Genomic DNA, 25,162 nt, shown 5'->3' on the forward strand with positions numbered 1-25,162 from the left:
AGCGGGAAGGGGCAGCCGGGTTGACCACGCACGCACCGCAGGCGGGGCAGGCCGTCACGCTGCCCACGACGCTGGACGAGGCGGTGGCGGCACTCGCCGCGATGCCCGCCGCGGTCCCGGTCGCGGGCGGCACCGATCTGATGGCCGCCGTCAACTCCGGGCAGCTACGGCCCGCCGCCCTGGTCGGGCTCGGCCGGATCAGCGAGATCCGCGGCTGGCAGTACCAGGACGGCCACGCGCTGCTCGGCGCCGGACTCACCCTCGCGCGCATGGGCCGCCCCGACTTCGCGGCCCTGATCCCGGCGCTCGCCGCCGCCGCGCGCGCCGCGGGCCCGCCGCACATCCGCAACGCGGGCACCCTGGGCGGCAACATCGCCTCCGCCGCGCCCACCGGGGACGCGCTGCCGGTGCTCGCCGCGCTGGAGGCGACGCTGATCGTCGCCGGGCCGGGCGGGGCGCGCCGGGAGGTCCCGGTCTCGCACCTGCTGGCGGGCGTCGAGATGCTGGGCGCGGGCGAACTCATCGGCTTCGTACGGGTGCCGCTGCTGCACGCCCCGCAGGTCTTCCTGAAGGCGACCGGGCGCACCGGACCCGGCCGCGCGCTGGCCTCCGTGGCCCTCGTGCTCGACCCCGCCCGGCGCGGGGTGCGCTGCGCCGTCGGGGCCATCGCGCCGATGCCGCTGCGGCCGCTGGAGGCCGAGCAGTGGGTCGCGCAGCTCATCGACTGGGACAACGACCGCGCGCTCGTCCCCGAGGCGCTCAGCGCCTTCGGCGAGTACGTCGCCGCGGCCTGCATCCCCGACCCGGCGCCGGAGGCGGACGGCACGGTGCCGTCGCTGCCGCCCGCCGTACTGCACCTGCGGCGCACCGTCGCCGCGCTGGCCCGACGAGCACTGGGGAGGGCGCTGTCGTGACCGACGACCGGCACGGAGAGGGCACGCCCGAGGGCGGCGGCCGCTGGAACCCGCTGCCCCAGGGCGACTACGACGACGGCGCCACCGCCTTCGTCAAGCTCCCGGAGGGCGGCATAGACGCCCTGCTGTCCGGCCACAGCCCGCTGGCCGCGCCGGGCCACGGCTATGTGCCGCCGCGCATCCCGGGGGCCCCGGCCGAGGGCGGCTGGCCCGCGCCGGAGGACGGCGCCGGGCAGTGGCCCGACCCGAACGGCGGCCAGGGCGGCGGCCAGTGGCCCGACCCGGACACCGGGCAGGGGGCGACGCAGGGCGGCGACCGCTTCACGTACGACCCCGCGGCCACGCAGCACTGGCACTTCGAGGAGCCCCCGGCGACCGCCGCGCCCGGCCATGACGTCACCGGCCAGTGGTCGATCCCGGTCGCCGACGGGGAACTGCCGGACGAATCAGGCGAGTTCACCACGTCGTCCCTGGTGGAGCAGTGGGGCGGCACCCCGCCGGCCACCCTCCCGGGCGGCGCGCCCGCCCCCTGGGCCACCAACGCGGGCCGGCCGTGGGGCGACCAGGAGGCCGCGCAGGGGCCGGACACACACGGGTCCGGCGAGGCGTACGGGCACGAGACGTACGGCTCCGAGGGCGAGGCGTTCGCCCCCGAGGCGTACGACCCGGGGGCCGGCGGACACACGGAGGGCGCCGACTTCCGCGCCGGGCGCGCGCAGAGCACGGCGCAGGGGGTCGGCAGCGCCCGGGCACGCCGCCAGGCCCGCGCCCAGGCCGCGTACGAGCAGTCCGGGGCCGCACAGGGCGGTTACGAGCACGCGGGGCCCGAGCAGGGCGACTACGGGCACGCGGGGCCCGAGCAGGGCGCACAGGGCGGTTACGAGCACGCCGGGCCCGAGCAGGACGCGCGGGGCCGGGCGGGCCACGGACAGGCCGACCGGGAGCAGCCAGGCGCCGGGTACGGGCCGGACGCGCATGGCCAGTCCGCTCACGCGCCGGGCGCGCACGAGCAGACCGGGCACGCGCCGGAGCGCGACGGCTCCGCGCCGGGCGCGTACGGCCAGGACACGCTGGGGCACGACGCGTACGAGCAGGGCGGTGCCGGGGAGCCCGTGGCACCGGGCGCGCACGATGCCTCCGGGCACGCGCCGGACGCGGAGGCGCTGGGCGGGTACGCGCAGGGCGGCTCCGGACAGACCGGGGCGGCGCCGGGCGCGTACGACCACGCCGGGCACGCGCCGAGCGCGGACGCGCCGGGCGGGTACGACCAGGGCGGGTACGAGCAGCCCGGGCAGGCGGACGGCGCGGCCGTACCGGGTCCGGACGGGACCGGGGCGCAGGAGCACGCCGCGCAGGAGTACGCCGCGCACGGCCAGGACGGACGGAACGGACCGGACGGGCAGGACGAGCGCAGGGAGCTGGGCGCGCACGGGCCGGGCACGCCCGAGCACGATGCGCACGGACAGCCGGGTGACGAGCAGTCGCTCCACGAGCAGCCGGGCCATGAGCAGTCGCTCCACGGACAGCCGGGTCACGAGCAGGACGGCCGTGAACAGGTCGGCCACCCCGATGCGCGAGGCGGATCGGAGCCCGGCCCGGAGACGGACCCGGAGGCGGGCCGCACGCAGCCCGGCGATCACCCCGCCGCCGCGCACATCCCCTCGCCCTCCACCGAGCCGTCGTACCCCGCCCCGGACGCGCACCCGGCGCACCCCGGGGGCGAGGCCGCGGCGGAGCACCGTACGCCGCCCGCGGACCCCCCCGTCGGCCCCGACGAACACGTGGGTCCCGACGAACACGTGGGTCCCGACGAACACGTGGACCAGGACGCCGCGCCCGAGGCCGCCGCGCCGCCGGAGACGGGGTCCGACCCGGCCGCCACGCCGGCGCACGGCACCCCGTCGCCCGCCGGCGACCCGGCCGTGCCCGTCGTACCCGAACAGCGGTCCGGCGCGGCGGTGCCCGTCGTGCCCGAGCAGCGGTCCGACACGCCCGTGCCCGCGCCCGCCGTACCCGCGGAGCCCGCTCCGGTGCCCGACGGCGACACGCCGACCCCCGCGCAGCAGGCGTCCGAACACGCCGACGCCGGGCCCGAACCGGCCGAGGCACCCGAAGCCGACGGGACACCGCAGGAGCCGGAGGCCGCCCCCCTCCAGCCTCACGACGACCACCCGCTCGCCTCCTTCGTCCTGCGGGTCAACGGCGCCGACCGGCCCGTCACCGACGCCTGGATCGGGGAGTCGCTGCTCTACGTGCTGCGCGAGCGGCTCGGCCTCGCCGGGGCCAAGGACGGCTGCTCGCAGGGCGAGTGCGGGGCCTGCAACGTGCAGGTCGACGGGCGGCTCGTGGCCTCCTGCCTGGTGCCCGCGGTCACCGCCGCCGGCACCGAGGTGCGCACCGTGGAGGGGCTGGCCCAGGACGGGCACCCCTCGGACGTGCAGCGGGCGCTGGCCCGGTGCGGCGCGGTGCAGTGCGGCTTCTGCGTGCCCGGCATGGCGATGACCGTGCACGACCTGCTGGAGGGCAACCCCGCGCCGACCGAGCTGGAGACCCGGCAGGCCCTGTGCGGCAACCTGTGCCGCTGCTCCGGCTACCGGGGCGTCGTCCAGGCCGTCCAGGAGGTCGCCGCCGAACGCGAGGCCGCGCACGCCCCCGAGCCGGAGGCGGACGCGGACGCCGAGGACGCGCGCGTGCCGCACCAGGCGGCCCCCGGCTCCGGCGGCGCCCACCCGTCGGTGTTCGAGGCCCCGGGCGTCTTCGACACGCCGCCACCCACCCCGGACGGCTACGGCGACACGCCCGGCCCGTACGACCAGCACTACGGCCAGGACGGAGGCCAGGCGTGAGCGACGAAGCCGCCACCGCCACCGCGGAACCCGCCCCCGAGCCCGAGCAGGTACTGCACGGCCTCGGCGTCTCGCTGCCGCACACGGACGCCCGCGCCAAGACCGAGGGCACCTTCCCGTACGCCGCCGACCTGTGGGCCGAGGGACTGCTCTGGGCGGCCGTCCTGCGCTCCCCGCACGCGCACGCCCGGATCGTGTCCGTCGATACCGCGCACGCCCGCGAGATGCCCGGCGTGCGCGCCGTCATCACCCACGAGGACGTGCCGGGCACCGCCCGCCACGGCCGGGGCACCCCCGACCGGCCGGTGTTCGCCGCCGAGGTCGTACGGCACCACGGCGAGGCCATCGCCGCCGTCGCCGCCGACCACCCGGACACCGCGCGGATGGCCGCGGCCGCGATCATCGTCGAGTACGAGATCCTCGACCCGGTGACCGATCCCGAGCAGGCGTTCGAGGCCGAACCCCTGCACCCCGACGGCAACTTGATCCGGCACATCCCGCTGCGCCACGGCGACGCGGACGCGGCCGGCGAGGTCGTGGTCGAGGGCCTGTACCGGATCGGCCGCCAGGACCCGGCCCCGATCGGCGCCGAGGCCGGACTCGCGGTGCCGCGCCCCGACGGCGGGGTGGAGCTGTACCTGGCCTCCACCGACCCGCACCACGACCGCGACACCGCCGCGGCCTGCTTCGGGCTGTCCCCGGATCGGGTGAAGATCGTGGTCACCGGGGTGCCGGGGGCCACCGCCGACCGCGAGGACGGCAGCTTCCAGCTCCCGCTCGGCCTGCTGGCGCTGCGCACCGGCCTCCCGGTGAAGCTCACCGCGAGCCGCGAGGAGTCCTTCCTCGGCCACGCCCACCGCCACCCCACCCTGCTGCGCTACCGCCACCACGCCGACGCCGAGGGGAACCTGGTGAAGGTGGAGGCGCAAATCCTGCTGGACGCGGGCGCGTACGCCGACACCTCCGCGGACGCGCTGGCCGCCGCCGTCTCCTTCGCGTGCGGGCCGTACGTCGTGCCGAACGCGTTCATCGAGGGCTGGGCCGTACGCACCAACAACCCGCCCTCCGGCCATGTGCGCGGCGAGGGCGCGATGCAGGTGTGCGCCGCGTACGAGGCCCAGATGGACAAGCTGGCCCGGAAGCTGGACGTGGACCCGGCCGAACTGCGGCTGCGCAACGCCCTCGCGACCGGCGATGTGCTGCCCATCGGCCAGACCGTGACCTGCCCGGCGCCGGTCGCCGAACTCCTCCAGGCCGTACGGGACTTCCCGCTCCCGGAGCTGCCCAAGGACACCCCCGAGGAGGACTGGCTGCTGCCCGGCGGACCCGAGGGCGCGGGGGAGCCGGGCGCGGTGCGCCGGGGCGTCGGCTACGGCCTCGGCATGGTGCACATGCTCGGCGCGGAGGGCGCCGACGAGGTGTCCACGGCGACGGTCAAGGTCCACGACGGCATCGCGACCGTGCTGTGCGCGGCCGTGGAGGCCGGCCAGGGATTCACCACGCTGGCCCGGCAGATCGTCCAGGAGACCCTGGGCATCGAGGAGGTCCGGGTCGCCCCGGTCGACACCGACCAGCCGCCGTCCGGACCGGGCAGCCGGGGCCGGCACACCTGGGTGTCGGGCGGCGCGGTGGAGCGGGCGGCGAAGATGGTCCGCACCCAGCTGCTCCAGCCGCTCGCCCACACGTTCGGCATGTCGACCGAGCTGCTCCAGATCGAGGACGGCAAGATCACGTCGTACGACGGGGTGCTGTCGACCACCGTCACCGAGGCGCTGGACGGCAAGGAGCTGTGGGCCACCGCGCAGTGCCGCCCGCACCCCACCGAGCCGCTGGACGCGGCCGGGCAGGGCGACGCGTTCGTGGGCCTCGCGTTCTGCGCGATCCGCGCGGTGGTGGACGTGGACATCGAGCTGGGCTCGGTGCGGGTGGTGGAGCTGGCCGTCGCCCAGGATGTGGGCCGGGTGCTCAACCCCGCCCAGCTGGCGGCCCGGATCGAGGCGGGCGTCACCCAGGGCGTGGGCATCGCGCTCACCGAGAACCTGCGCACCCCGCGCGGCCTGATCCGGCACCCCGACCTGACCGGGTACGCCCTGCCGACCGCCCTGGACGCGCCGGACATCCGGATCGTCAAGCTGGTGGAGGAGCGGGACGTGGTGGCGCCGTTCGGCGCCAAGTCGGTCAGCGCGGTGCCGGTGGTGACGTCCCCGGCGGCCATCGCCTCCGCGGTCCGCGCGGCCACCGGGCGCCCGGTCAACCGGCTTCCGATCCGCCCCCAGGCGGCCGTGGTCACCGACCGCTGACCGCTGACCGCCGCCGCGCAACGCCTCGCGGCCGCCCGGCGTCTCTCCGCTTCGGGGGCGTTGTCAGTGGGGCCGCGTAGTGTGCTCGGCGGTGGGGGAGCTGCCTGGCGCGGGCGCCCGTACTTTGTCACGCACGGGCGAGGCCGCGGGGGAGCGATGGGTACGACGACGGATGCCGGGACGGCGGCGATCACGCTGACCGGGGCCGAGCTGGACCGCCATGTCACGCATGCCGCGACGCGCGGCCTGCTCGCGGGCCCCGGGCTGCCCGCCGTCACCGATGTGCTGACCTTCTCGCCGCTGCGCGCGCACGGCCTGCGCACCCTCGCGGACGCGGCGGACGGCCCCTTCCACCTGGCCGAGGAGCTGCGGGACCGCCTGGTGATAGGCGAGCTGCTCAACCCGGCCGGCATGGAGCGGGAGTCGATCCTGCTCGACGGCGACACGGGCGAGATCAGCACGGCGTACCTCCGCGACCCCTCCGGGTGGCGGCCCTTCGCCCCGTCGCTGGCCACGCTGCTGCGCTTCGCCGCGGTCACCGAGGAACTGGCGGGCCTGCGCGGCCGGTTCGCCTCGCTGGCCGGGCAGTACGGACCGGGGACGGCCGCCGAGGCGTCCCGCCGGCTGCTGGCCCTCTTCGCGGAGGGCACGGACGGCCGGGTGCCGCCGTACTGGAAGGCGGCGGCCCTGATCCGCCCGCTCGCGCTCGCCGCGGGCCCCGGTGCGGCGTCCGGTCTCACCCTGGACATCCCCGCCCGCGTCCTCGACCAGGAGTTCGGGCACGGCCGGGTGGCCCGCTTCGAGGACGTCGACTTCCCGGCCACGCTCACGCACGAACCGACCCGCCGCTTCCTGCGCGAGAGCGGGCTGCCCGAGGAGGCGGTCCTCTTCTTCACCGACCCGGACGCCCCGCTGCCGACGCTGCGCGAGTACGTCACCGAGGAGTGCCCCGACTACCCCCTCGCCGAACTCCCGGCCCACTGCGACCACTTGATCCGCCTCGGCCGCCTGGTCGAGGACCACAGCCTGGTGGTCGACGGCCGCACCGGCGCGGTGCTGACCTTCTGTGCCCCCGAGGCCGCGCTCTGCCCCCTCAACACCGACGTCTCCACCCTCGCGTTCACCCTCTGGCTCCTCCACCACGAACGCACCATCGACCAGCACCTGTCCCACGAGCTGACGACGACCTCCTACGACCACCTGGCCGCCGCCATGCTCCACACCCTGACCACCCTCGACCCGACCGCCACCCTCCCGGGCACGACCTGGCACTACTGGACGGAATCCTTCCGGGACGAGACGGGCGGGGTGCTCTGAGAACACCCCGCCCGTCGAAAGAGGCCGTGGCGGGAATTGAACCCGCGTACCTCGCTTTGCAGGCGAGTCCCTGAGCCACTCGGGCACACGGCCGTGTCGGTGGAACGACCGTATGGCGGGGTCGAGGCGGTGCTCAAGGGGGCCGGGCCGGCCGCAATGTGACTGCCATACGGCGTTCACGGGAGGCGGTCCTAGGCCCAAGGTCGCAGGGGAGAGGGGGACTTTCGACAGGAGTCATCCGGGGTTGTGGGCCTTACTCTGGCGGGCATGAGTGTGCTGGGGTCCCGGGTCGACGACGTCGTGGTGGAAGAAGGCTTCGAGCAGGGCGGCGGGGTGCTCGGCCGGGCCCACCGGGCGCTGAGCGTCGGCATCGTGTCCGTCGTCTTCCTGATCGCCTTCGAGGCGACCGCCGTCGGCACCGCGATGCCCGTCGCCGCGCGCGAGCTGGACGGCGTCGCGAGGTACGCCTTCGCGTTCTCCGGCTTCTTCACCACCAGCCTCTTCGGCATGGTCCTGGCCGGACAGTGGGCCGACCGCCGCGGCCCCCTCGCCGCGCTGACCACCGGCATCGGCTCCTTCGCCGCCGGCCTGGTGATAGCCGGCACCGCCCGGACGATGTGGGTGTTCATCCTCGGGCGCGCCGTACAGGGACTCGGCGGCGGCCTCGTCATCGTCGCGCTGTACGTGGTCGTCGGCCGCGCCTACCCCGAGCGGCTGCGCCCCGCGATCATGGCGGCGTTCGCGGCCGGCTGGGTCGTCCCGTCCATCGTCGGCCCCCTCGCCTCCGGCGCCGTCACCGAACAGCTCGGCTGGCGCTGGGTCTTCCTCGGCATCCCGGTCCTCGTCGTGCCCCCGCTGGCCCTCGCGCTGCCCCAGATACGCCGCCGGGCGTCGGGACCGGTCGACGCGGACGCCGCCGCGGCCCCCCTCGACCGCCGGCGCATCCGGCTCGCCCTCGGTATCGCCCTCGGCGCCGGGCTCGTCCAGTACGCCGCCCAGGATCTGCGCCCGTTCTCCCTGCTCCCCGGCGCGGCCGGTGCCGCCCTGCTGGTCCCCGCCGTCCTCGGCCTGCTGCCGCGCGGCACCTACCGCGCCGCCCGCGGCCTGCCCTCCGTCGTCCTGCTGCGCGGGGTGTGCGCCGGATCGTTCATCGCCGCCGAGTCCTTCGTGCCGCTGATGCTGGTCACCCAGCGCGGCCTGTCGCCGACGCTCGCCGGACTCTCCCTGGCCGCGGGCGGCGGCACCTGGGCGCTGGGCTCCTGGCTCCAGTCCCGGCCGCGTCTCGCGCCGTACCGGGAGCGGCTGATGACGGCAGGGATGGTGCTGGTCACCGCCGCGCTGGCGACCGCGCCCAGCGTGCTGCTGCCCGCCGTGCCGGCCTGGATCGTCGCCGTCGTCTGGGCCTTCGGCTGCCTCGGCATGGGCCTGGTGATCTCCTCCACCAGCGTCCTGCTGCTGCGCCTGTCCGCCCCGGAGGAGGCCGGCGCCAACTCGGCCGCCCTCCAGATCTCCGACGCCCTCTCCAACGCCCTCCTCCTCGCCGCCGCGGGCGCCGCCTTCGCGGCCCTCGGCGGCGGCACCGCCGCCCACCCCGCCGCCTTCGCCGTCGTCTTCCTCGCCATGGCGGTGGTCGCCCTGGCGGGCGTCTGGGTGACGACCCGCTGCGGAAACGGCACCCGGCCGGCGGCGGGGAGGGCGACGACGACAGCCTCGTGAACCCGCGGCCGGCTCACGACCGGACGCCCGCGTCGGCCCGCCGCCCCCGCGCACGCCGACGACCTGCGCGAACAGGCCGCCGCCCGGCCGGGCGCCCGCGCGGCGGGGCTGTGACGTGGGTCCCACCCGGTGGTGACCCCGGGTCGTTCGGGGTGGGAGGGCAGGGTGGCGCCGGTAGGGTGGCCCGGTTGTCATACGTAGCCGACTGAACCTGACCACGGAGACCGTGACTACCACCGCCGCTTCCTCGCACCATCTTTCCCCCGCGTTCCCCGGCCGCGCGCCGTGGGGTACCGCCAGCAAACTGCGTGCCTGGCAGCAGGGGGCGATGGAGAAGTACCTCCAGGAGCAGCCGCGTGACTTCCTCGCCGTCGCCACGCCCGGCGCCGGCAAGACCACCTTCGCGCTGACGCTCGCCTCCTGGCTGCTGCACCACCACGTGGTGCAGCAGGTGACCGTGGTCGCGCCCACCGAGCACCTGAAGAAGCAGTGGGCCGAGGCGGCGGCACGGGTCGGCATCAAGCTCGATCCCGAGTACAGCGCCGGGCCGCTCGGCCGGGAGTACGACGGCGTCGCCGTCACGTACGCGGGCGTCGGCGTCCGGCCCATGCTGCACCGCAACCGCGCCGAGCAGCGCAAGACCCTGGTGATCCTGGACGAGATCCACCACGCCGGCGACTCCAAGTCCTGGGGCGAGGCGTGCCTGGAGGCGTTCGAACCCGCGACCCGGCGGCTCGCGCTGACCGGTACGCCGTTCCGCTCCGACACCAACCCCATCCCCTTCGTCACGTACGAGGAGGACAACGCCGGCATCCGCCGCTCGGCCGCCGACTACACCTACGGGTACGGCTCCGCGCTCTCCGACGGCGTCGTGCGCCCGGTCATCTTCCTCTCCTACAGCGGGCAGATGCGCTGGCGCACCAAGGCCGGCGACGAGATCGCCGCCCGGCTCGGCGAGCCGATGACCAAGGACGCGGTCAGCCAGGCATGGCGCACCGCGCTGGACCCGCGCGGCGAGTGGATGCCCAGCGTGCTGCGCGCCGCCGACCAGCGGCTCACCGAGGTCAGGAAGGCCATCCCGGACGCCGGCGCCCTCGTCATCGCCTCCGACCAGGACTCCGCCCGCGCCTACGCCAAGCTGATCCGCGAGATCACCGGTACGAAGGCCACGGTCGTCCTGTCCGACGACACCGGCGCCTCCCAGCGCATCGACGACTTCAGCGCGAGCGAGGACCGCTGGATGGTCGCGGTCCGCATGGTGTCCGAGGGCGTCGACGTGCCCCGCCTCGCGGTCGGCGTGTACGCCACCACCATCTCCACCCCGCTGTTCTTCGCCCAGGCCGTCGGCCGTTTCGTGCGGTCCCGGCGGCGCGGCGAGACCGCCTCCGTCTTCCTGCCGACGGTGCCCGACCTGATGACCTTCGCCAACGAGATGGAGAAGGAACGGGACCACGCCCTCGACAAGCCCAAGAAGGAGGGCGAGGAGGACCCGTACGCCGAATCCGAGAAGGAGATGGAGGAGGCGAACAAGGAGCAGGACGAGGACACCGGCGAGCAGGAGCAGTTCTCCTTCGAGGCGCTGGAGTCCGAGGCCGTCTTCGACCGGGTCCTCTTCGACGGCGCCGAGTTCGGCATGCAGGCCCACCCGGGCAGCGAGGAGGAGCAGGACTACCTCGGCATCCCCGGACTGCTGGAGCCCGACCAGGTGCAGATGCTGCTCCAGAAGCGGCAGGCCCGGCAGATCGCGCACAGCAAGAAGAAGCCGGACACCGAGGCCGACCTGCTCGAACTGCCCGCCGAGCGGCGCCCCGTCGTCTCCCACAAGGAGATGATGGAGCTGCGCAAGCGGCTCAACACGCTGGTGAGCGCCTACGTCCACCAGAGCGGCAAGCCGCACGGGGTGATCCACACCGAGCTGCGCCGGGTGTGCGGCGGCCCGCCGAGCGCGGAGGCGACGGCGGGACAGCTGAAGCAGCGGATCACCAAGGTGCAGGAGTGGGCGACGCGGATGCGCTGACGCGCGGCTGACGGGCGGGGTTACGCTGCCGTACGTATCCGGACGTATACCGTCAGTTCGTCTTCGTCCTTGCCCGGATTCTGGACCAAGACTTCCGCTCAGCGAACCCGCTTCGCTACTGTCCCGCTACGCAACGCCCCGTGGCAGCGCCGCCGCGGAGCGCAGCCGTGAAAGCGACAGGGTCCGGAGCCGCCGGGCCGTCCTGCCGATCGGCGGCCTCTGGAGCGCGTCGCCGACGGGACTCGGTGACGCATTTCCCGCTTCGAGGTTCGCCGGCCTCACCGCCGAAGGAGTGGGGGTCGTGACCGCGGAGACCTCTCAGACGCTCGACCGGGGACTGCGTGTCCTCAAGCTGCTCGCCGACACCGACCACGGTCTCACCGTCACCGAGCTGTCCAACAAACTGGGCGTGAACCGGACCGTGGTGTACCGGCTGCTCGCCACGCTGGAGCAGCACGCTCTGGTACGACGTGATCTGGGCGGCCGGGCCCGGGTCGGGCTCGGGGTGCTGCGGCTCGGGCGCCAGGTGCACCCGCTGGTCCGGGAGGCCGCGCTGCCCGCGCTGCGGTCGCTGGCGGAGGAGATAGGCGCGACGGCGCATCTCACCCTGGTCGACGGCACGGAGGCGCTGGCGGTCGCGGTGGTCGAGCCGACGTGGACCGACTACCACGTGGCGTACCGCGCGGGCTTCCGCCATCCCCTGGACCGGGGCGCCGCGGGCCGCGCGATCCTGGCCGCCCGCCGGGCCCCCGCCGCGGAGCCGGCCTACACCCTGACCCAGGGCGAACTGGAGACCGGCGCGTGCGGAGCGGCCGCGCCGCTGGTGGGGGTGACCGGGGTGGAGGGCAGCGTGGGCGTCGTCATGCTGGCGGACTCCGTCCCGGAGCGCGTCGGCCCGAGGGTGGTGGAGGCGGCCCGGGAGGTGGCGGAGGCGTTGCGCTGAGGCGGGTGCGGCGCCCCTGGAGCGGCGCGGGCAACCGCGTGCGGGGCGCGGGAACCGCGCGAGGCGCCCTCGCCCGGCCGGAGCCGGAAGCGGCGCTGGATCACCGCACGACCGCCGGACGGCGCCGTCACGTAAATTGAACCCGTGCTCTCACGTCTCACGCGCCGCCAGGCCCTCGCCCTGTGCGCACTCCCCGTCGTCGCGCTCCTCGCCACCGCGGCGTTCGCGCCGCTGCCCTTCTCCGTGGCGCAGCCCGGGATGACGGCGAACGTGCTGGGTTCGAACCGGGGCGCGCAGGTCATCTCGGTCAAGGGCGCCGACACCCGCAGGACGAGCGGCCAGCTGAGGATGGTCACCATCGAGGCGACCGGCCCCGACGCCCGGCTCACCTTCGCGGACCTCGCCGGCGACTGGTTCCGCACCGACCGGGCCGTGATGCCCCGCGACGCGGTGTACCCGAGCGGCAACACGCTCAAGGAGATCGAGCGGCACAACACGGCGCAGATGCGGCAGTCGCAGGACGCGGCGACCAGCGCGGCGCTGAAGTACCTCGACCTGAGCCCCGGCAAGGTCCAGGTCACGCTGAAGCTGGCGGACGTGGGCGGCCCGAGCGCGGGCCTGCTGTTCACCCTGGGGATCATCGACAAACTGCACGGTGACGGCCACGGGGGCGACCTCACCGGCGGCCGTACCGTCGCCGGTACGGGCACGATCGACGCGGCGGGCCATGTCGGTGCGGTCGGCGGCGTGGGCCTCAAGACGCAGGCCGCCCGCCGGGACGGCGCCACCGTCTTCCTGGTGCCGAGGGCCGAGTGCGCCGACGCCCGCGGGGATCTCCCCAAGGGCCTGCGCCTGGTCCCGGTGACCACCCTGAAGAACGCGGTCGACTCCCTGCGCGCCCTGGAGACGGGGAAGGGCCCGGTACCGAGCTGCTAGCGCGCGAGCGCCATGTTCGGGCGGGGTGCGGAGACGAGCCGCAGTCCCAGGCCGACCAGGGTCCAGCCGACGCGGGTGCGCAGTTCCGCCGCCGGCTTCACGGCCGCGGCGAGGTGGTCGGCGGCGGCCCCCGCGTGGAGGTCCGCACGGTGCTGCTGGGCGAGCTGGGCGTTGAAATCCATGACGTGGCCTCTCGTTCCGGTTCGGTGCACTGTGGGTCGGGGTGTCGCAAGCCGCTCGACGCCGCGCCGAGTCACGGGCGGTCGATCGGGAACAGGTGCGAATGGATGCGTACGTTCCGGACCTCGGGGGTGTCCCCTTCGGGCGCCCGGTCGCGGTAGCCGTCGATCAACGCGTGCATCTTCTCGATGAGTTCGAGCGCGAGCTCGGGCGTGAGCCGCATCGTCATGTCGCTCATGTCGGTGGCCCGGGACCAGGCCGGCGACAGCTGGTCCCGGGTGGCGATCCAGCCGGCCAGCTCGCGGGCGTGCCGGGCCGCGTTCTCCTGGAGGAAGACCTCCGTCAGGCCCCGCACCTCGGGGTCCGCGTCCTCGAAGTCCGCGCTGTCGGGGCGTCCTCGACGAAGCCGTGCTCGGCGAGCTGGCGCAGGTGGTAGCTGGTCGCGCCGCTCGACTCGCCGAGCCGCTCGGCCAGCCCGGACGCGGTGGCGGGTCCGTGGACCCGCAGGGCGTCCAGCAATCGCATCCGCAAGGGGTGGGCGAGCCCGCGCAGTGAGCGGGCGTCCAGCCGGCGCGGGTTCGTCACTCCTCCGCCGCCTGCTCCACCAGCGGAATCACCCGCAGCGGCACCGGGTTCTCCATCACGATCGCGGTGGACGCCCGCACGATGCCCTCGAAGCCGACGACCCGGTCGATCACCCGCTGAAGATCGGCGTTCGAACGGGCCACCAGACGGCACAGCATGTCCCCGCTGCCGGTGGTGGTCAGCAGCTCCAGCACCTCCGGCACCGTCGTCAGGTACGCCCGTACGTCGGCCCCTTGGCCCTGCCGGATCTGGAGGGTGGCGAACGCGGTGACCGGATAGCCGAGGGCCGCGGGGTCCACCTGGGGGCCGAAGCCGCGGATCACGCCGTTCGACTGGAGCCGGTCGAGCCGGGCCTGCACGGTGCCCCGGGCGACCCCGAGCCGCCGGGACATCTCCAGTACGCCGATGCGCGGCTCCCGTGCCAGCAGCACGATGATCCGCCCGTCCAGATGATCGATCGCCACAGCCCCTCCTGGGGTGGTCATCATGTACAGAAAGCCTGCCTACTGGGCCGTTCCACTTAACAAAATGCCCAGTGAATACCGGAACTATTGCGCACCTTGCAGAGTCCGGTCACCCTTCCGCTATGACGCAGACCACACAGCACACTCCCGACGCGACCGCCCGGCAGGCCGACCCCTTCCCGGTCAAGGGAATGGACGCGGTCGTCTTCGCCGTGGGCAACGCCAAGCAGGCGGCGCACTACTACTCCTCCGCCTTCGGCATGAAGCTGGTCGCCTACTCCGGACCGGAGAACGGCAGCCGCGAGACCGCCAGTTACGTCTTGGAGAACGGCTCGGCCCGGTTCGTCTTCACCTCGGTGATCAAGCAGTCCAGCGACTGGGGCCGCCTCATCGAGCAGCATGTCGCCGAGCACGGCGACGGCGTCATCGACCTGGCCATCGAGGTCCCGGACGCCCGCGCCGCGTACGAGTACGCCGTCGCGCAGGGCGCCCGCTCGATCGACGAGCCGTACGAGGTCAAGGACGAGCACGGCACCGTCGTCCTCGCGGCCATCGCCACCTACGGCGAGACCCGCCACACCCTGGTCGAGCGCACCGGCTACGAGGGCCCCTACCTCCCCGGCTTCGTGGCCGCCCAGCCGATCGTCGCGCAGCCCGAGCACCGCACCTTCCAGGCGATCGACCACTGTGTGGGCAACGTCGAACTCGGCAAGATGGACGAGTGGGTCGGGTTCTACAACAACGTCATGGGCTTCACGAACATGAAGGAGTTCGTGGGCGACGACATCGCGACCGAGTACAGCGCGCTGATGTCGAAGGTCGTCGCGGACGGCACCCTGAAGGTGAAGTTCCCGCTCAACGAGCCGGCGATCGCCAAGAAGAAGTCCCAGATCGACGAGTACCTGGAGTTCTACGGCGGCCCCGGCGTCCAGCACATCGCGCTGAACTCCAACGACATCGTGCAGACCGTCCGTGACATGCGCGCGGCCGGCGTCGAGTTCCTCAACACCCCGGACTCGTACTACGAGACCCTCGGCGAGTGGGCCGGCGAGACTCGGGTGCCGGTGGAGACCCTGCGCGAGCTGAAGATCCTCGTCGACCGCGACGAGGACGGCTACCTGCTCCAGATCTTCACCAAGCCGGTCCAGGACCGTCCGACGGTGTTCTTCGAGATCATCGAGCGGCACGGCTCGATGGGCTTCGGCAAGGGCAACTTCAAGGCCCTGTTCGAGGCGATCGAGCGCGAGCAGGAGAAGCGCGGCAACCTCTAGGGCCACGCGCCGCAACCTCTAGGACAAGCGCCGCGACCTCCAGGGACACGCGCCGCGACCCCTGGACAGAGTGACCGCCACCCCCCACCACGGGGACCGCCCGGTGCCGCACCCACCGGCCGGTCCCCGTCCCACGTTCACCCGGACGGATCAGCCGGGCACCGGCACATCCGGCGGGTCACCCAGGGCCGCGAGCGCCGACCTCGCCTCGCGGGCCCACAGCGGGGAGAACGCCGGGCTGATCTGGAGCGCCTCGCGCAGGCTGCGCCGGGCGGGACCGTCCAGCTCCAGGGCGGACTCGATCGCGCCCCGGTGATAGGCGTACAGCGCGCTGCGCAGCCCGCCGCCCTTCGTGCCGTCCGTCGCCGTCGTGGCGTACTCCAGGGCCTCCTCGTCCTCGCCGGCCCGGTGCAGCGCCCAGCCGAGCGCGTCGGCCACCTCGGTGCCGGGCTGCCGGTCGTACTCGGTGCGCAGCCGCTCCACGGCCTGCTGCGCGTCCCCGTGGTCGGCCTCGTACCGCCCGAGCACCAGCTCGTCGTCCACCCCGTTCGACGTCTCCCGCCGCGCCAGCTCCCGCACCTGGCCGTAGCTCTCCCGGGCCTGCGTGGTCATGCCCAGCGACTCGTACAGCTCGCCCAGGTCGAGCGCGTCGCGCGGGTCCGGGCGGCGGGCCAGCGCGTCGCGGTAGGCGGTCACCGCCTCCTTCGTGCGGCCCAGCGCCGCCAGCACCCGGGCCCGCCCGGCCGGCGCGGCCGGCTGGGCGGCGTCCTGGCGCAGCGCCGCGTCGTAGTGCCGCAGCGCGTCCTGGAGGTCCCCGCGCTCGAAGGCCAGCTGGCCCAACTGGGTGAGGTAGGCGGCCTGTTCGGCGGGGGTGCGGGCGGCGGCGGCCGCGTCGGTCAGCTGGGCCACCGCGTCCTCGCGCCAGCCCCGGTTCCGGTAGACCGCGGCGGCCCGCGCCATCACCGCGGGGCGCTCGGCCGCGCCCGGCTTGAGCGCCATCAGCTTGTCGAAGGAGTCGCCGACCGCGTCGTAGTCGCCGAGCCCGGTGTCCGCGTCGATGAGCTGGGAGTACGACGACCACCGCGCCGGCGCCAGCTCCTGCGCCTGCTCGGCGTAACGTTTCGCCTCGGTGTAGTCACGGCGTGCCAGGGACAGCGCGGTCAGGCCGTCCAGCGCCTGGACGTTCTGCTCCTCGTCCACCGCCTGGAGCGAGGTCTCCAGCGCCTTCTCGGCCCGCGGGAAGTCCGCCGACCCGGCCGTGGCGCGCCCCCGTTCGACGTACGCCGTCCCCAGTACCGCCCATGCCTTCGCGTCCTGCGGCTGGGCCCGCACCCGCTGCTCCTGCTGTCCGATCAGCGCCGTCAGGGCCGGCAGCGTGGCCGGCATCCCGGTGGTCACCGCGGTCAGCGCCAGCGCCGCCTGCGCCGGGGCGCGCAATTGCGCCCGGTGGGCCCGGGGGCCCGGGGCGGGCGGACTCGTGGTCCCGGGCCCGATCCCCGGCCACATGGCCAGGACCGCTCCCGCGACCACACCGCCGCTCAGCGCGGTGACCAGTACCCGCCGCAGCAACCGCCGGGAACGGCGGGGTGCGGGCGGCCCGCTCGGCAGGGACGTTCCCGGCTCGCTCACTCGGTTGTCCATGGCGCTCACTGTGCGTCAATATGACAAGAAGATCGCGTCGGGCGTGGCGAGAGGCTGACGGGGTTCACACCGATGGCCGTGAGTGCGAACCTGTGATCATGAGCCGCATCGAAGCACGTCGCGATGAAGCCATCGAAGCCATCGCAGCAACCGGCAGCCTCACCGACCGGCTCCTGGCCGGTCTGCCCCCCGAGGCCGTGCTGACCGACCCCGACGTCACGGCCGCCTACGCCCACGACATGGCCAGCTTCTGCCCCGCCGGAGCCCCCGCCGTCGTGGTCCTGCCGCGCACCGTGGAGCAGGTGCAGCACGTCATGCGCACCGCCACCGCACTGCGCGTCCCCGTCGTCCCCCAGGGCGCCCGCAGCGGACTGTCCGGCGCGGCCAACGCCTCGGACGGCTGCGTCGTACTGTCCCTCACCAAGATGGACCGCATCCTGGAGATCAGCCCCGTCGACCGGGTCGCCGTGGTCGAACCGGGCGTGATCAACGCGGACCTCTCCCGCGCCGTCGAGGCGCACGGCCTGTACTACCCGCCGGACCCCTCCAGCTGGGAGATGTGCACCATCGGCGGCAACATCGGCACCGGCTCCGGCGGCCTGTGCTGCGTGAAGTACGGCGTGACCGCCGAGTACGTCCTCGGCCTGGACGTCGTCCTCGCCGACGGCCGGCTGATGTCCACCGGACGGCGCACCGCCAAGGGCGTCGCGGGCTACGACCTCACCCGGCTGTTCGTCGGCTCCGAGGGCTCCCTCGGCATCGTCGTGCGCGCGGTCCTCGGCCTCCGGCCCAAGCCGCCCCAGCAGCTGGTGCTGGCCGCCGAGTTCCCGTCCGCCGCGAGCGCCTGCGACGCCGTCTGCCGGATCATGGCCGGCGGCCACCTCCCCTCGCTCCTCGAACTGATGGACCGTACGACCGTCAAGGCGGTCAACGACCTGGCCCACATGGGCCTGCCGGAGACCACCGAGGCGCTGCTGCTCGCCGCCTTCGACACCCCGGACCCGGCCGCCGACCTCGCCGCCCTCGGCGCCCTGTGCGAGGCCGCCGGCGCCACCGAGGTCGTCCCGGCCGAGGACGCGGCCGAGTCCGAGCTGCTCCTCAAGGCCCGGCGGCTCTCGCTGACCGCGCTGGAGGCGGTCAAGGGCACGACGATGATCGACGACGTGTGCGTACCCCGCTCCCGGCTGGGCGCCATGCTGGAGGGCGTCGACCGGATCGCCGCGAAGTACGGCCTGACGATCGGCGTCTGCGCCCACGCGGGCGACGGCAACACCCACCCCACCGTCTGCTTCGACGCCGGGGACGAGGACGAGTCCCGCCGGGCCCGCGAGTCCTTCGACGAGATCATGGCCCTCGGCCTGGAACTGGGCGGCACCATCACCGGCGAACACGGCGTCGGAGTGCTGAAGAAGGACTGGCTGGCACGGGAGATCGGGCCGGTCGGGGTGGAGATGCAGCGCTCGGTGAAGCAGGTCTTCGATCCGCTCGGCATCCTCAACCCGGGCAAGCTCTTCTGAGCCCGCCGGGCGGCCCGTGGTCGTACGGGTGCGGCCCGGCCTCACCGGGCGAGCAGCTGGTCGAGGGCGTCGTCGATGCCGAGCTGCTCACCCTCCGTGCCCGGCGGCACCGCCCGCAGGGTGCGCTCCAGCCAGGCGGAGACCTGCGGGACCGGCGCCTCCAGGAGGGCGTCCCCGTCGGGCGAACTCAGCGCCATCAGTACGACGCTGTGGCCCCCCGACTTCGTCGGCCACACCCGCACGTCCCCGTGCCCGCACGGCCGGAACACCCCCTCCACCAGCAGATCGCGGGCGAACGTCCAGTGCACCGGGAACTCGGAGTTGATGTGGAAGACGACATGGACGGCGTAGGGGTCGTCGGAGCGGTAGACGAGCCGGGCCGGGACCGGGATGCTCCGCTCGGGGGACAGGATCAGCCTGAGTTCGAGCTCCCGCTCCACCACCGTGTGCTGCATGATCCGGGTTTCCTTTCGTGCCGGGGACCGTACGGGACCGCTCGGCGCGGGCCCGTACCAGGGGAGAGGAGGCAACGGGCCGGGCATTACGCGGGTCCGGAGAAATTTTTTTCGGCCCGGTCCGGGCGGCGCGCGCCGCGTTGACCGGATGGAGTGGGTCCTGCGGGACTGCCGGTGGCGCGTGCCCGCGTCTGATAGATGTGGGTGGCCCCATCCCACCCACGAGCAGATACGGGACGACGGACATGAGCGCCCCAACCCCGGCCCCCGGTGACGACCGGCCCCGCGAGGGCTACTACCCGGACCCGTCCATCCCCGGCTACGTCCGGTACTGGAACGGCGCCGCCTGGGTGCCCGGCACCAGCCGCCCGGCCCCCAAGGACGGCGAGTCGCTCGCCCCGCCCCCGGGCGTCACCCCGGCCGTGGAGGAGACGGGCCCGCACTTCTTCGACGAGGAACCCGGCGGCCCGGCGGCCTCGGGCCCCGCGGTCACCGGCAACTCCGCCGAGGAAACGGGAGGTTCGGGGGCGGCCGGGCCCTGGCCCGCGGCGGACGGGACCGGCGCGCCGGGCCGGGCGGGCGTGCCCGGTCAAGGGGGCCACGCGGGTGGTTCCGGCCAACTCGCCGGGCCGGGCGGGCCGCTGGGCCACCCGGGCGCCGTCCCCGGTCGGCAAGGAGGGCCGGCGGTCGCGGGCGTCCCCGGCCAACAGGCGGGCCCGGCAGGCGTTCCGGGGCCCCAGGGAGCGGCGGGGGACTGGGGCGGCCGGTGGGACCAGGGCGCCGCCGGGCAGCAGGCCGGGCACGCCGATCCGCGGCACGCCTCCGTGCCCGCGCAGGCCGGTGGCCCCTGGGGCGCCGACCCCCGGGTTCCCGCCGAGGGGAGCGCACCGCCCGACGGGCGGGCGGAGCGCACCGACGGCGCCGCCACGATCCCGCCCGCCGAGGGCGACGCCCCCGACCCCGGCACCTTCGTCTTCCGGCGCCCGGTCACCGGCCGTACCGACGACGGCACGATGACGATGCGTCCGGTACCGCCGAAGCAGGCCGACGTGCCCGGCTTCCACGCGCAGGGCCCGGTCGCCGCGCCCACCCCCGCGACACCCCCGGCACCCGCCACCCCCTCGGCCCCGACCCCAGCTCCCGCCCCGGCCCCCGCCCCCGCTCCCGCCCCGGGGCCCGGGTTCGGCGCCGTACAGCCGCCCCAGAACCGGGGGCCCGCGCCCGCCGCCCCGCAGGTCCCGCAGCAGGGCGGCCCCGGACAGGGGTCCTGGGCGCAGCAGGTGCACCAGCTGGCCGGGGGAGCGGCGGAGGAACAGCCCGTCGCGCCGTGGAAGCCGCCGGTGGAGGACGTCTTCCAGGCGGCGGCGCGCCGGCAGGCCGCCGCCCGCCCCGCGGGGCTCGGCAAGCGGCTCGCGGCCCGGCTGATCGACACCGTGGTCCTGGGCGCCGTGACCGCCGTCGCGGCCGTCCCGCTCGGCACCCGGGCCCTCGACCACATCCAGCAGAAGGTCGACGCGGCCCGGCAGTCCGGGCACGAGGTCACCGTCTGGCTGCTCGACGGCACCACCGGCACCAGCCTCGGCATCGTCCTCGCCGTGCTGCTCGTCCTCGGCGTCGGCTACGAGGTGCTGCCCACCGTCAAATGGGGCCGCACCCTCGGCAAGAAGCTGTGCGGCCTCGACGTACGCGACATCGAGGGCCATGAGCCCCCGGCCTTCGCCCCGGCGCTGCGCCGCTGGCTGGTGTACAGCGTCCCCGGGCTGCTCGGCATCGGGATCGTGGGCGTGCTGTGGTGCCTGTTCGACCGGCCCTGGCACCAGTGCTGGCACGACAAGGCGGCGCACACCTTCGTCGCCGGCTGACCGGGGCGCCGGTGGAGGGCCGTACCCCGTACGGCCGTCCGCCGGATGCGGAGCCGGGGCGTTCGCGATCCACTCGGGCCATGAGCAGCGCACCGCCCCCCGGCTCCGGAGAGCAGCCACCCGAGGACGACCCGTTCAGGAAGCCGCCCCCGCCGAACCAGGGGCAGGGCTCACCGTACGACTCCCCGCCCCCGGGCGACGGCGGGCAGCCGCCGCCCCACGACGGGCAGCAGCCCCCGCCCTACGGGGGTCAGCAGCCGCCTCCCTACGGGGGTCAGCAGCCCCCACCTCCGGGCGGCCCCTACGGGGGCGGTCCCTACGGCGGCGGCCCGCACGGTGCCGGGGGCTACCCCGGCGACCCCCTGGCCGGCATGCCCCCGCTCGCGGACAGCGCCAAGCGGACCCTCGCCCGCATCATCGACATGATCCTCGTCGGCATCGTCGTCTACCTGCTCACCTGGGCGTTCAACGTCCGCGAGTACGACGTGAACGGCGACCAGATCAACGCCGCCCGCTCCCTGGGGCAGTCCGTCATCGCCGCCGTGCTCTACATCGCCTACGACACCTTCCTCATCCACAGGACCGGCCAGACCCTCGGCATGAAGTGGCTGCGCATGCGGGTGGCCAACCTGTCCGACGGCGCCACCCCCGGCCTCCAGACCTCGCTGCTGCGCGCGCTGGTGCTGTGGCTGCCGTTCGCCTTCTGCTGCGCCTGCGTCTGGACCGTGATCTGCGGCGGCTGGAGCTTCTTCGACAAGCCCTACAAGCAGGGCCTGCACGACAAGGCCGCCAAGACGGTCGTGGTCAGCACCGAGACCGACCGGCGACGGTAGCCGGACGACCTCACAGGGCCGTCGGGACGCGCTCCCCCTCCGGGGCCGTCCCGGCGGCCTCCTGCTGTGCGCCGCGGGACCCCGGCACCGGCACCGTCATCGCGACCAGCAGCCCGAGCGCGAGTGCCGCGAGGGCGATGACGGCGATCCCGGTGCCCGAACTCGTCTGGGACAGCAGCAGCATGGCGAGGGTCGAGAAGATCACGGTGCTCGCGCCGTAGGCGAGCTGGGCGACGGTCGGACGAGGCATGGCAATCGTGTCCTCGGAGGTCTTCGGGTATCGGGGGCGGCCGTTCGACTCTCTCCTCGCCTGCATGCCCGAGCGGACGCCCTGGTAAGCGTGACCTAACCCACGGCGCCGGTGCATGGGGGGCGCACAGGAAGCACGCTCCGGCTAAAGCCGACGTCAACTCCGCATAGTGCACCGAGCCTTACAGAGTCAAGATCTGTCTTTTCTTCTAAACCTCTAGTCAAATGTCGTCACTTGAACACGCGCTTGTCATGCGCGCACGGACTTCCGAACCCGGGAACCCCCTGTCCGCGCGCGGGGCGCGGGGGAGGAACTCAAGTGACCAGCAGATCCTGGACGTTCAGAGCGGCGGCGATCGGTGTCACGATCGCGGCGGCCTCCGCCACGTTCGCCACCTTCGCGGTCGCGGAGGCGAGCACGCAGAGGCCGTCCGGCGCCGTGCACCGGCACGACCCGGCCCCGGTGCAGCAGAAGTCGCACGACCTCGACGGCCCGCTGAGCAAGACCCAGAAGGCTCAGCGCGAAGAGGCGCTCAACCAGGTCATCGCGGGCAAGACCAGCCCGCAGGAGCGCGGCGGCTCCAAGGTCGTCAAGCTCAAGAGCGGCAAGGGCAAGAGCAAGTACGTCGAGCTCAGCCGCGAGAAGACCGACAAGATCTTCACGATCCTGGTGGAGTTCGGCGACAAGACCGATCCCAAGTTCGGCGGCACCCCCGGGCCGCTGCACAACACGATCGCCGCGCCGGACCGCAAGCAGGACAACTCCACGGCCTGGCAGAAGGACTACAACCAGAAGCACTTCCAGGACCTCTACTTCGGCACCGGCAAGAAGACCGAGTCGCTGAAGAAGTACTACGAGAAGCAGTCCTCGGGCCGCTACTCGGTGGACGGCGAGGTCTCGGACTGGGTCAAGGTCCCCTACAACGAGGCCCGTTACGGCAACGACGCGTGCGGCTCCACCAACTGCACCAGCGTGTGGAACGTGGTCAGCGACGGCCTGAACTCCTGGGTCGCCCAGCAGAAGGCGGCCGGCAAGTCCGAGGCCGACATCAAGAAGGACCTGGCCAAGTACGACCAGTGGGACCGTTACGACTACGACGGTGACGGCAACTTCAACGAGCCCGACGGCTACATAGACCACTTCCAGCTGGTGCACGCCGGTGAGGACGAGTCCGCGGGCGGCGGCGCCCAGGGCAAGGACGCCATCTGGGCCCACCGCTGGTACGCCTTCGGCACCGACACCGGCTCCACCGGCCCCGCCGCCAACAAGCTCGGCGGCGCGCAGATCGGCGACACCGGCATCTGGGTCGGCGACTACACCATCCAGCCGGAGAACGGCGGACTCGGCGTCTTCGCCCACGAGTACGGCCACGACCTCGGCCTGCCGGACGAGTACGACACCAACGGCGGCGACAACTCCACAGGCTTCTGGACCCTGATGTCCTCCGGCTCCTGGCTGGGCACCGGCAAGGAGTCCATCGGTGACCTGCCCGGCGACATGAACGCCTGGGACAAGCTCCAGCTGGGCTGGCTGAACTACGACACCGCCAAGGCCGGTGTGAAGTCCGCGCACAAGCTGGGCGTCGCGGAGTACAACACCAAGAACAGGCAGGCCCTGGTCGTCAGCCTGCCCGACAAGGCGGTCACCACCGAGATCACCCAGCCCGCACAGGGTGCCACCCAGTGGTGGAGCGGCAGCGGCAACGACCTGAAGAACACGCTGACCCGGTCCGTCGACCTCACGGGCAAGTCCTCGGCCACGCTGAGCCTGGACGGCTGGTGGGCCACCGAGAACAACTACGACTTCCTCTACACCGAGGTGTCCACCGACGGCGGCGCCAACTGGACCGCCCTGGACGGCACCGCGGACGGCCAGGCCATCCCGCGTGACGGCGGCGGCAAGCCCGCGCTGACCGGCTTCTCGGAGACCAACAAGAAGCTGTCGTACCCCCTGGACGCCTACGCCGGCCAGAAGATCCAGCTGCGCTTCCGCTACCTCACGGACGGCGGCGTCGCGGAGAACGGTTTCACCGCGGACGAGATCACCGTGACCGCCGACGGCGCCGCGCTCTTCTCGGACAACGCCGAGTCGGCGGACAACGCCTGGGCCTCGAACGGGTTCTCCCGCATCGGCGCGTCCTTCACCAAGGACTACAAGCAGTACTACATCGCCGAGAACCGGCAGTACGTGTCGTACGACACCACGCTCAAGACCGGCCCGTACAACTTCGGTTCGAAGGCGCGGCCCGACTGGGTGGAGCACTACGCGTACCAGAACGGCCTGTTGATCTGGAAGTGGGACCTGTCCCAGGCGGACAACAACACCAACGCCAAGGACCACCCGGGCGTCGGCCAGATCCTGCCGGTCGACTCGCACCCGACCGCGCTGCGCTGGAACGACGGCACGCTGATGCGCAACCGGATGCAGGCGTACGACTCCCCGTTCAGCCTGTACCGCACCGACGGCCTCACGCTGCACAACGCGGACGTCGCGACGAAGATCAAGTCCTCCCGGGGCGTCCCGGTCTTCAACGACCACACCAGCGACTACTACGACCCGGCGAACCCGGCCGGCGCCGTGAAGGTAACTGACACCAACACCAAGATCTCGATCGTCCGCGAGGCCAAGGACGGCTCGACGATTTCGGTCAAGGTCGGACCCGCGGTGAAGTAGCTCGCATCTTCGCAGGTCAGGCGCGTATCGGCGGCAACCCCTTGGCGGGTCGCCGCCGATCGTGTTTAGGTGCGTTCTGTGACTCGCTTATTGACACTCACCGGAACGGGGATGTGACCGCATGGCCGCTGGAGGCTTCTGCAAACTGCCGAACGGCACGGTCGTCGTCGCGCTGAACCTGCCCGACGACGCCGCCGGCGTACGGGTCCTGGTGCACGCCGGCAACCGCGCCCGCGCCCTGACCCGGCTGCGCAATCTGGGCCTGCGGCCGATCTATCTGCGCGGCAACAGCGCGCCTCCGACGCCGGACGAGATCACGGCGGTCCTGCACCACCCCGACGGCCTCATATGGCGCACGGCGCCCGCGGACAACGGTGTCCTGACGCCGGAGCTCTGGCATCCGATCCGGGCGCTGCTGCGCAGGTCAGCGGTGGTCCAGTAG

The 25,162-nt window shown here is 73.6% G+C and carries 19 protein-coding genes, 1 tRNA gene and 1 pseudogene; 14 read left to right on the forward strand and 7 right to left on the reverse strand.

Features of this window, described 5'->3' with window-relative positions; genetic code table 11:
• Positions 1 to 20 precede the first annotated feature (20 nt).
• The 4 genes from GHR20_RS22405 to GHR20_RS22420 all read left to right on the forward strand — a co-directional run bounded on the left by GHR20_RS22405 (position 21) and on the right by GHR20_RS22420 (position 7,377).
• Positions 21 to 914 carry an FAD binding domain-containing protein gene (locus GHR20_RS22405; RefSeq protein WP_111584373.1) on the forward strand — a complete coding sequence of 298 codons (894 nt, stop codon included), beginning with the start codon at positions 21 to 23 and terminating at the stop codon, positions 912 to 914.
• Positions 911 to 3,760, forward strand: coding sequence for a 2Fe-2S iron-sulfur cluster-binding protein (locus GHR20_RS22410; RefSeq protein ID WP_153814182.1), 2,850 nt, complete (start codon positions 911 to 913; stop codon positions 3,758 to 3,760). The genes GHR20_RS22405 and GHR20_RS22410 overlap by 4 nt, the downstream gene beginning before the upstream one ends.
• Complete coding sequence (locus tag GHR20_RS22415) at positions 3,757 to 6,060, forward strand: molybdopterin cofactor-binding domain-containing protein (RefSeq protein WP_148024633.1); 2,304 nt, start codon at positions 3,757 to 3,759, stop codon at positions 6,058 to 6,060. Before GHR20_RS22410 ends, GHR20_RS22415 begins: the two co-directional genes overlap by 4 nt.
• Positions 6,061 to 6,216: 156 nt before the next feature.
• Entirely contained in the window at positions 6,217 to 7,377 is a 1,161-nt protein-coding gene (locus GHR20_RS22420; protein WP_153814183.1) for an SUKH-4 family immunity protein, read from the forward strand.
• Between the two features lie 21 nt (positions 7,378 to 7,398).
• Here GHR20_RS22420 and GHR20_RS22425 read toward each other — a convergent pair.
• Positions 7,399 to 7,470: transfer RNA gene (locus tag GHR20_RS22425), tRNA-Cys, on the reverse strand.
• Between the two features lie 174 nt (positions 7,471 to 7,644).
• On the opposite strand from GHR20_RS22425, the gene GHR20_RS22430 reads away from it, so the two are divergent.
• From GHR20_RS22430 to GHR20_RS22445, 4 genes are all read left to right on the forward strand, one after another.
• Entirely contained in the window at positions 7,645 to 9,093 is a 1,449-nt protein-coding gene (locus GHR20_RS22430) for an MFS transporter (protein WP_153814184.1), read from the forward strand.
• Between the two features lie 226 nt (positions 9,094 to 9,319).
• On the forward strand, positions 9,320 to 11,110 hold the full coding sequence (locus GHR20_RS22435; protein ID WP_111584378.1) for a DEAD/DEAH box helicase: 1,791 nt from the start codon (positions 9,320 to 9,322) through the stop codon (positions 11,108 to 11,110).
• 301 nt (positions 11,111 to 11,411) lie between these two features.
• The gene (locus tag GHR20_RS22440) at positions 11,412 to 12,053 is read left to right on the forward strand and encodes a helix-turn-helix domain-containing protein (protein WP_093681026.1); all 642 of its coding nucleotides are present in this window, start codon (positions 11,412 to 11,414) and stop codon (positions 12,051 to 12,053) included.
• 144 nt (positions 12,054 to 12,197) lie between these two features.
• The gene (locus GHR20_RS22445; RefSeq protein WP_153814185.1) at positions 12,198 to 12,989 is read left to right on the forward strand and encodes a S16 family serine protease; all 792 of its coding nucleotides are present in this window, start codon (positions 12,198 to 12,200) and stop codon (positions 12,987 to 12,989) included.
• Here GHR20_RS22445 and GHR20_RS22450 read toward each other — a convergent pair.
• The 3 genes and pseudogenes from GHR20_RS22450 to GHR20_RS22460 form a co-directional block, all read right to left on the reverse strand.
• Positions 12,986 to 13,171 carry a hypothetical protein gene (locus GHR20_RS22450; protein ID WP_111584380.1) on the reverse strand — a complete coding sequence of 62 codons (186 nt, stop codon included), beginning with the start codon at positions 13,169 to 13,171 and terminating at the stop codon, positions 12,986 to 12,988. The two genes, GHR20_RS22445 and GHR20_RS22450, sit on opposite strands and share 4 nt — an antisense overlap.
• A gap of 71 nt (positions 13,172 to 13,242) precedes the next feature.
• Positions 13,243 to 13,754: pseudogene (locus tag GHR20_RS22455) on the reverse strand (helix-turn-helix domain-containing protein).
• A complete protein-coding gene (locus GHR20_RS22460; protein ID WP_153814186.1) occupies positions 13,751 to 14,218 on the reverse strand; it encodes an Lrp/AsnC family transcriptional regulator in 468 nt (155 codons plus the stop codon). The pseudogene GHR20_RS22455 and the gene GHR20_RS22460 overlap by 4 nt, the downstream one beginning before the upstream one ends.
• A 122-nt stretch (positions 14,219 to 14,340) precedes the next feature.
• Here GHR20_RS22460 and hppD point away from each other — a divergent pair, with 122 nt between their 5' ends.
• Entirely contained in the window at positions 14,341 to 15,489 is a 1,149-nt protein-coding gene (gene hppD / locus GHR20_RS22465; RefSeq protein WP_153814187.1) for a 4-hydroxyphenylpyruvate dioxygenase, read from the forward strand.
• Between the two features lie 150 nt (positions 15,490 to 15,639).
• Here hppD and GHR20_RS22470 read toward each other — a convergent pair whose 3' ends face one another.
• Positions 15,640 to 17,130, reverse strand: a complete 1,491-nt coding sequence (locus GHR20_RS22470) for a tetratricopeptide repeat protein (RefSeq protein WP_153814188.1) — start codon at positions 17,128 to 17,130, stop codon at positions 15,640 to 15,642.
• A 92-nt stretch (positions 17,131 to 17,222) separates the two neighbouring features.
• On the opposite strand from GHR20_RS22470, the gene GHR20_RS22475 reads away from it, so the two are divergent.
• Positions 17,223 to 18,647, forward strand: a complete 1,425-nt coding sequence (locus GHR20_RS22475; RefSeq protein WP_153814189.1) for an FAD-linked oxidase C-terminal domain-containing protein — start codon at positions 17,223 to 17,225, stop codon at positions 18,645 to 18,647.
• 41 nt (positions 18,648 to 18,688) lie between these two features.
• Here the strand turns inward: GHR20_RS22475 and GHR20_RS22480 are convergent, their stop codons facing one another.
• The gene (locus GHR20_RS22480; RefSeq protein ID WP_153814190.1) at positions 18,689 to 19,102 is read right to left on the reverse strand and encodes an SsgA family sporulation/cell division regulator; all 414 of its coding nucleotides are present in this window, start codon (positions 19,100 to 19,102) and stop codon (positions 18,689 to 18,691) included.
• Between the two features lie 245 nt (positions 19,103 to 19,347).
• Between GHR20_RS22480 and GHR20_RS22485 the strand changes: the two genes are divergently transcribed.
• Together GHR20_RS22485 and GHR20_RS22490 are read left to right on the forward strand one after the other, a co-directional pair.
• The gene (locus GHR20_RS22485) at positions 19,348 to 20,964 is read left to right on the forward strand and encodes an RDD family protein (protein ID WP_153814191.1); all 1,617 of its coding nucleotides are present in this window, start codon (positions 19,348 to 19,350) and stop codon (positions 20,962 to 20,964) included.
• An 80-nt stretch (positions 20,965 to 21,044) separates the two neighbouring features.
• Positions 21,045 to 21,797 (forward strand): RDD family protein, encoded by a 753-nt coding sequence (locus tag GHR20_RS22490; RefSeq protein ID WP_153814192.1) that lies wholly within the window; start codon positions 21,045 to 21,047, stop codon positions 21,795 to 21,797.
• A 10-nt stretch (positions 21,798 to 21,807) separates the two neighbouring features.
• Here GHR20_RS22490 and GHR20_RS22495 read toward each other — a convergent pair whose 3' ends face one another.
• Positions 21,808 to 22,047: a hypothetical protein gene (locus GHR20_RS22495; RefSeq protein WP_111584389.1), complete on the reverse strand. Its 240-nt coding sequence runs from the start codon at positions 22,045 to 22,047 to the stop codon at positions 21,808 to 21,810.
• 318 nt (positions 22,048 to 22,365) lie between these two features.
• Between GHR20_RS22495 and GHR20_RS22500 the strand changes: the two genes are divergently transcribed.
• Positions 22,366 to 24,720 carry an immune inhibitor A domain-containing protein gene (locus tag GHR20_RS22500; protein ID WP_153814193.1) on the forward strand — a complete coding sequence of 785 codons (2,355 nt, stop codon included), beginning with the start codon at positions 22,366 to 22,368 and terminating at the stop codon, positions 24,718 to 24,720.
• 121 nt (positions 24,721 to 24,841) lie between these two features.
• Positions 24,842 to 25,162 carry a hypothetical protein gene (locus GHR20_RS22505; RefSeq protein ID WP_111584391.1) on the forward strand — a complete coding sequence of 107 codons (321 nt, stop codon included), beginning with the start codon at positions 24,842 to 24,844 and terminating at the stop codon, positions 25,160 to 25,162.

Source organism: Streptomyces sp. SUK 48 (assembly GCF_009650765.1).
Lineage (GTDB): Bacteria > Actinomycetota > Actinomycetes > Streptomycetales > Streptomycetaceae > Streptomyces.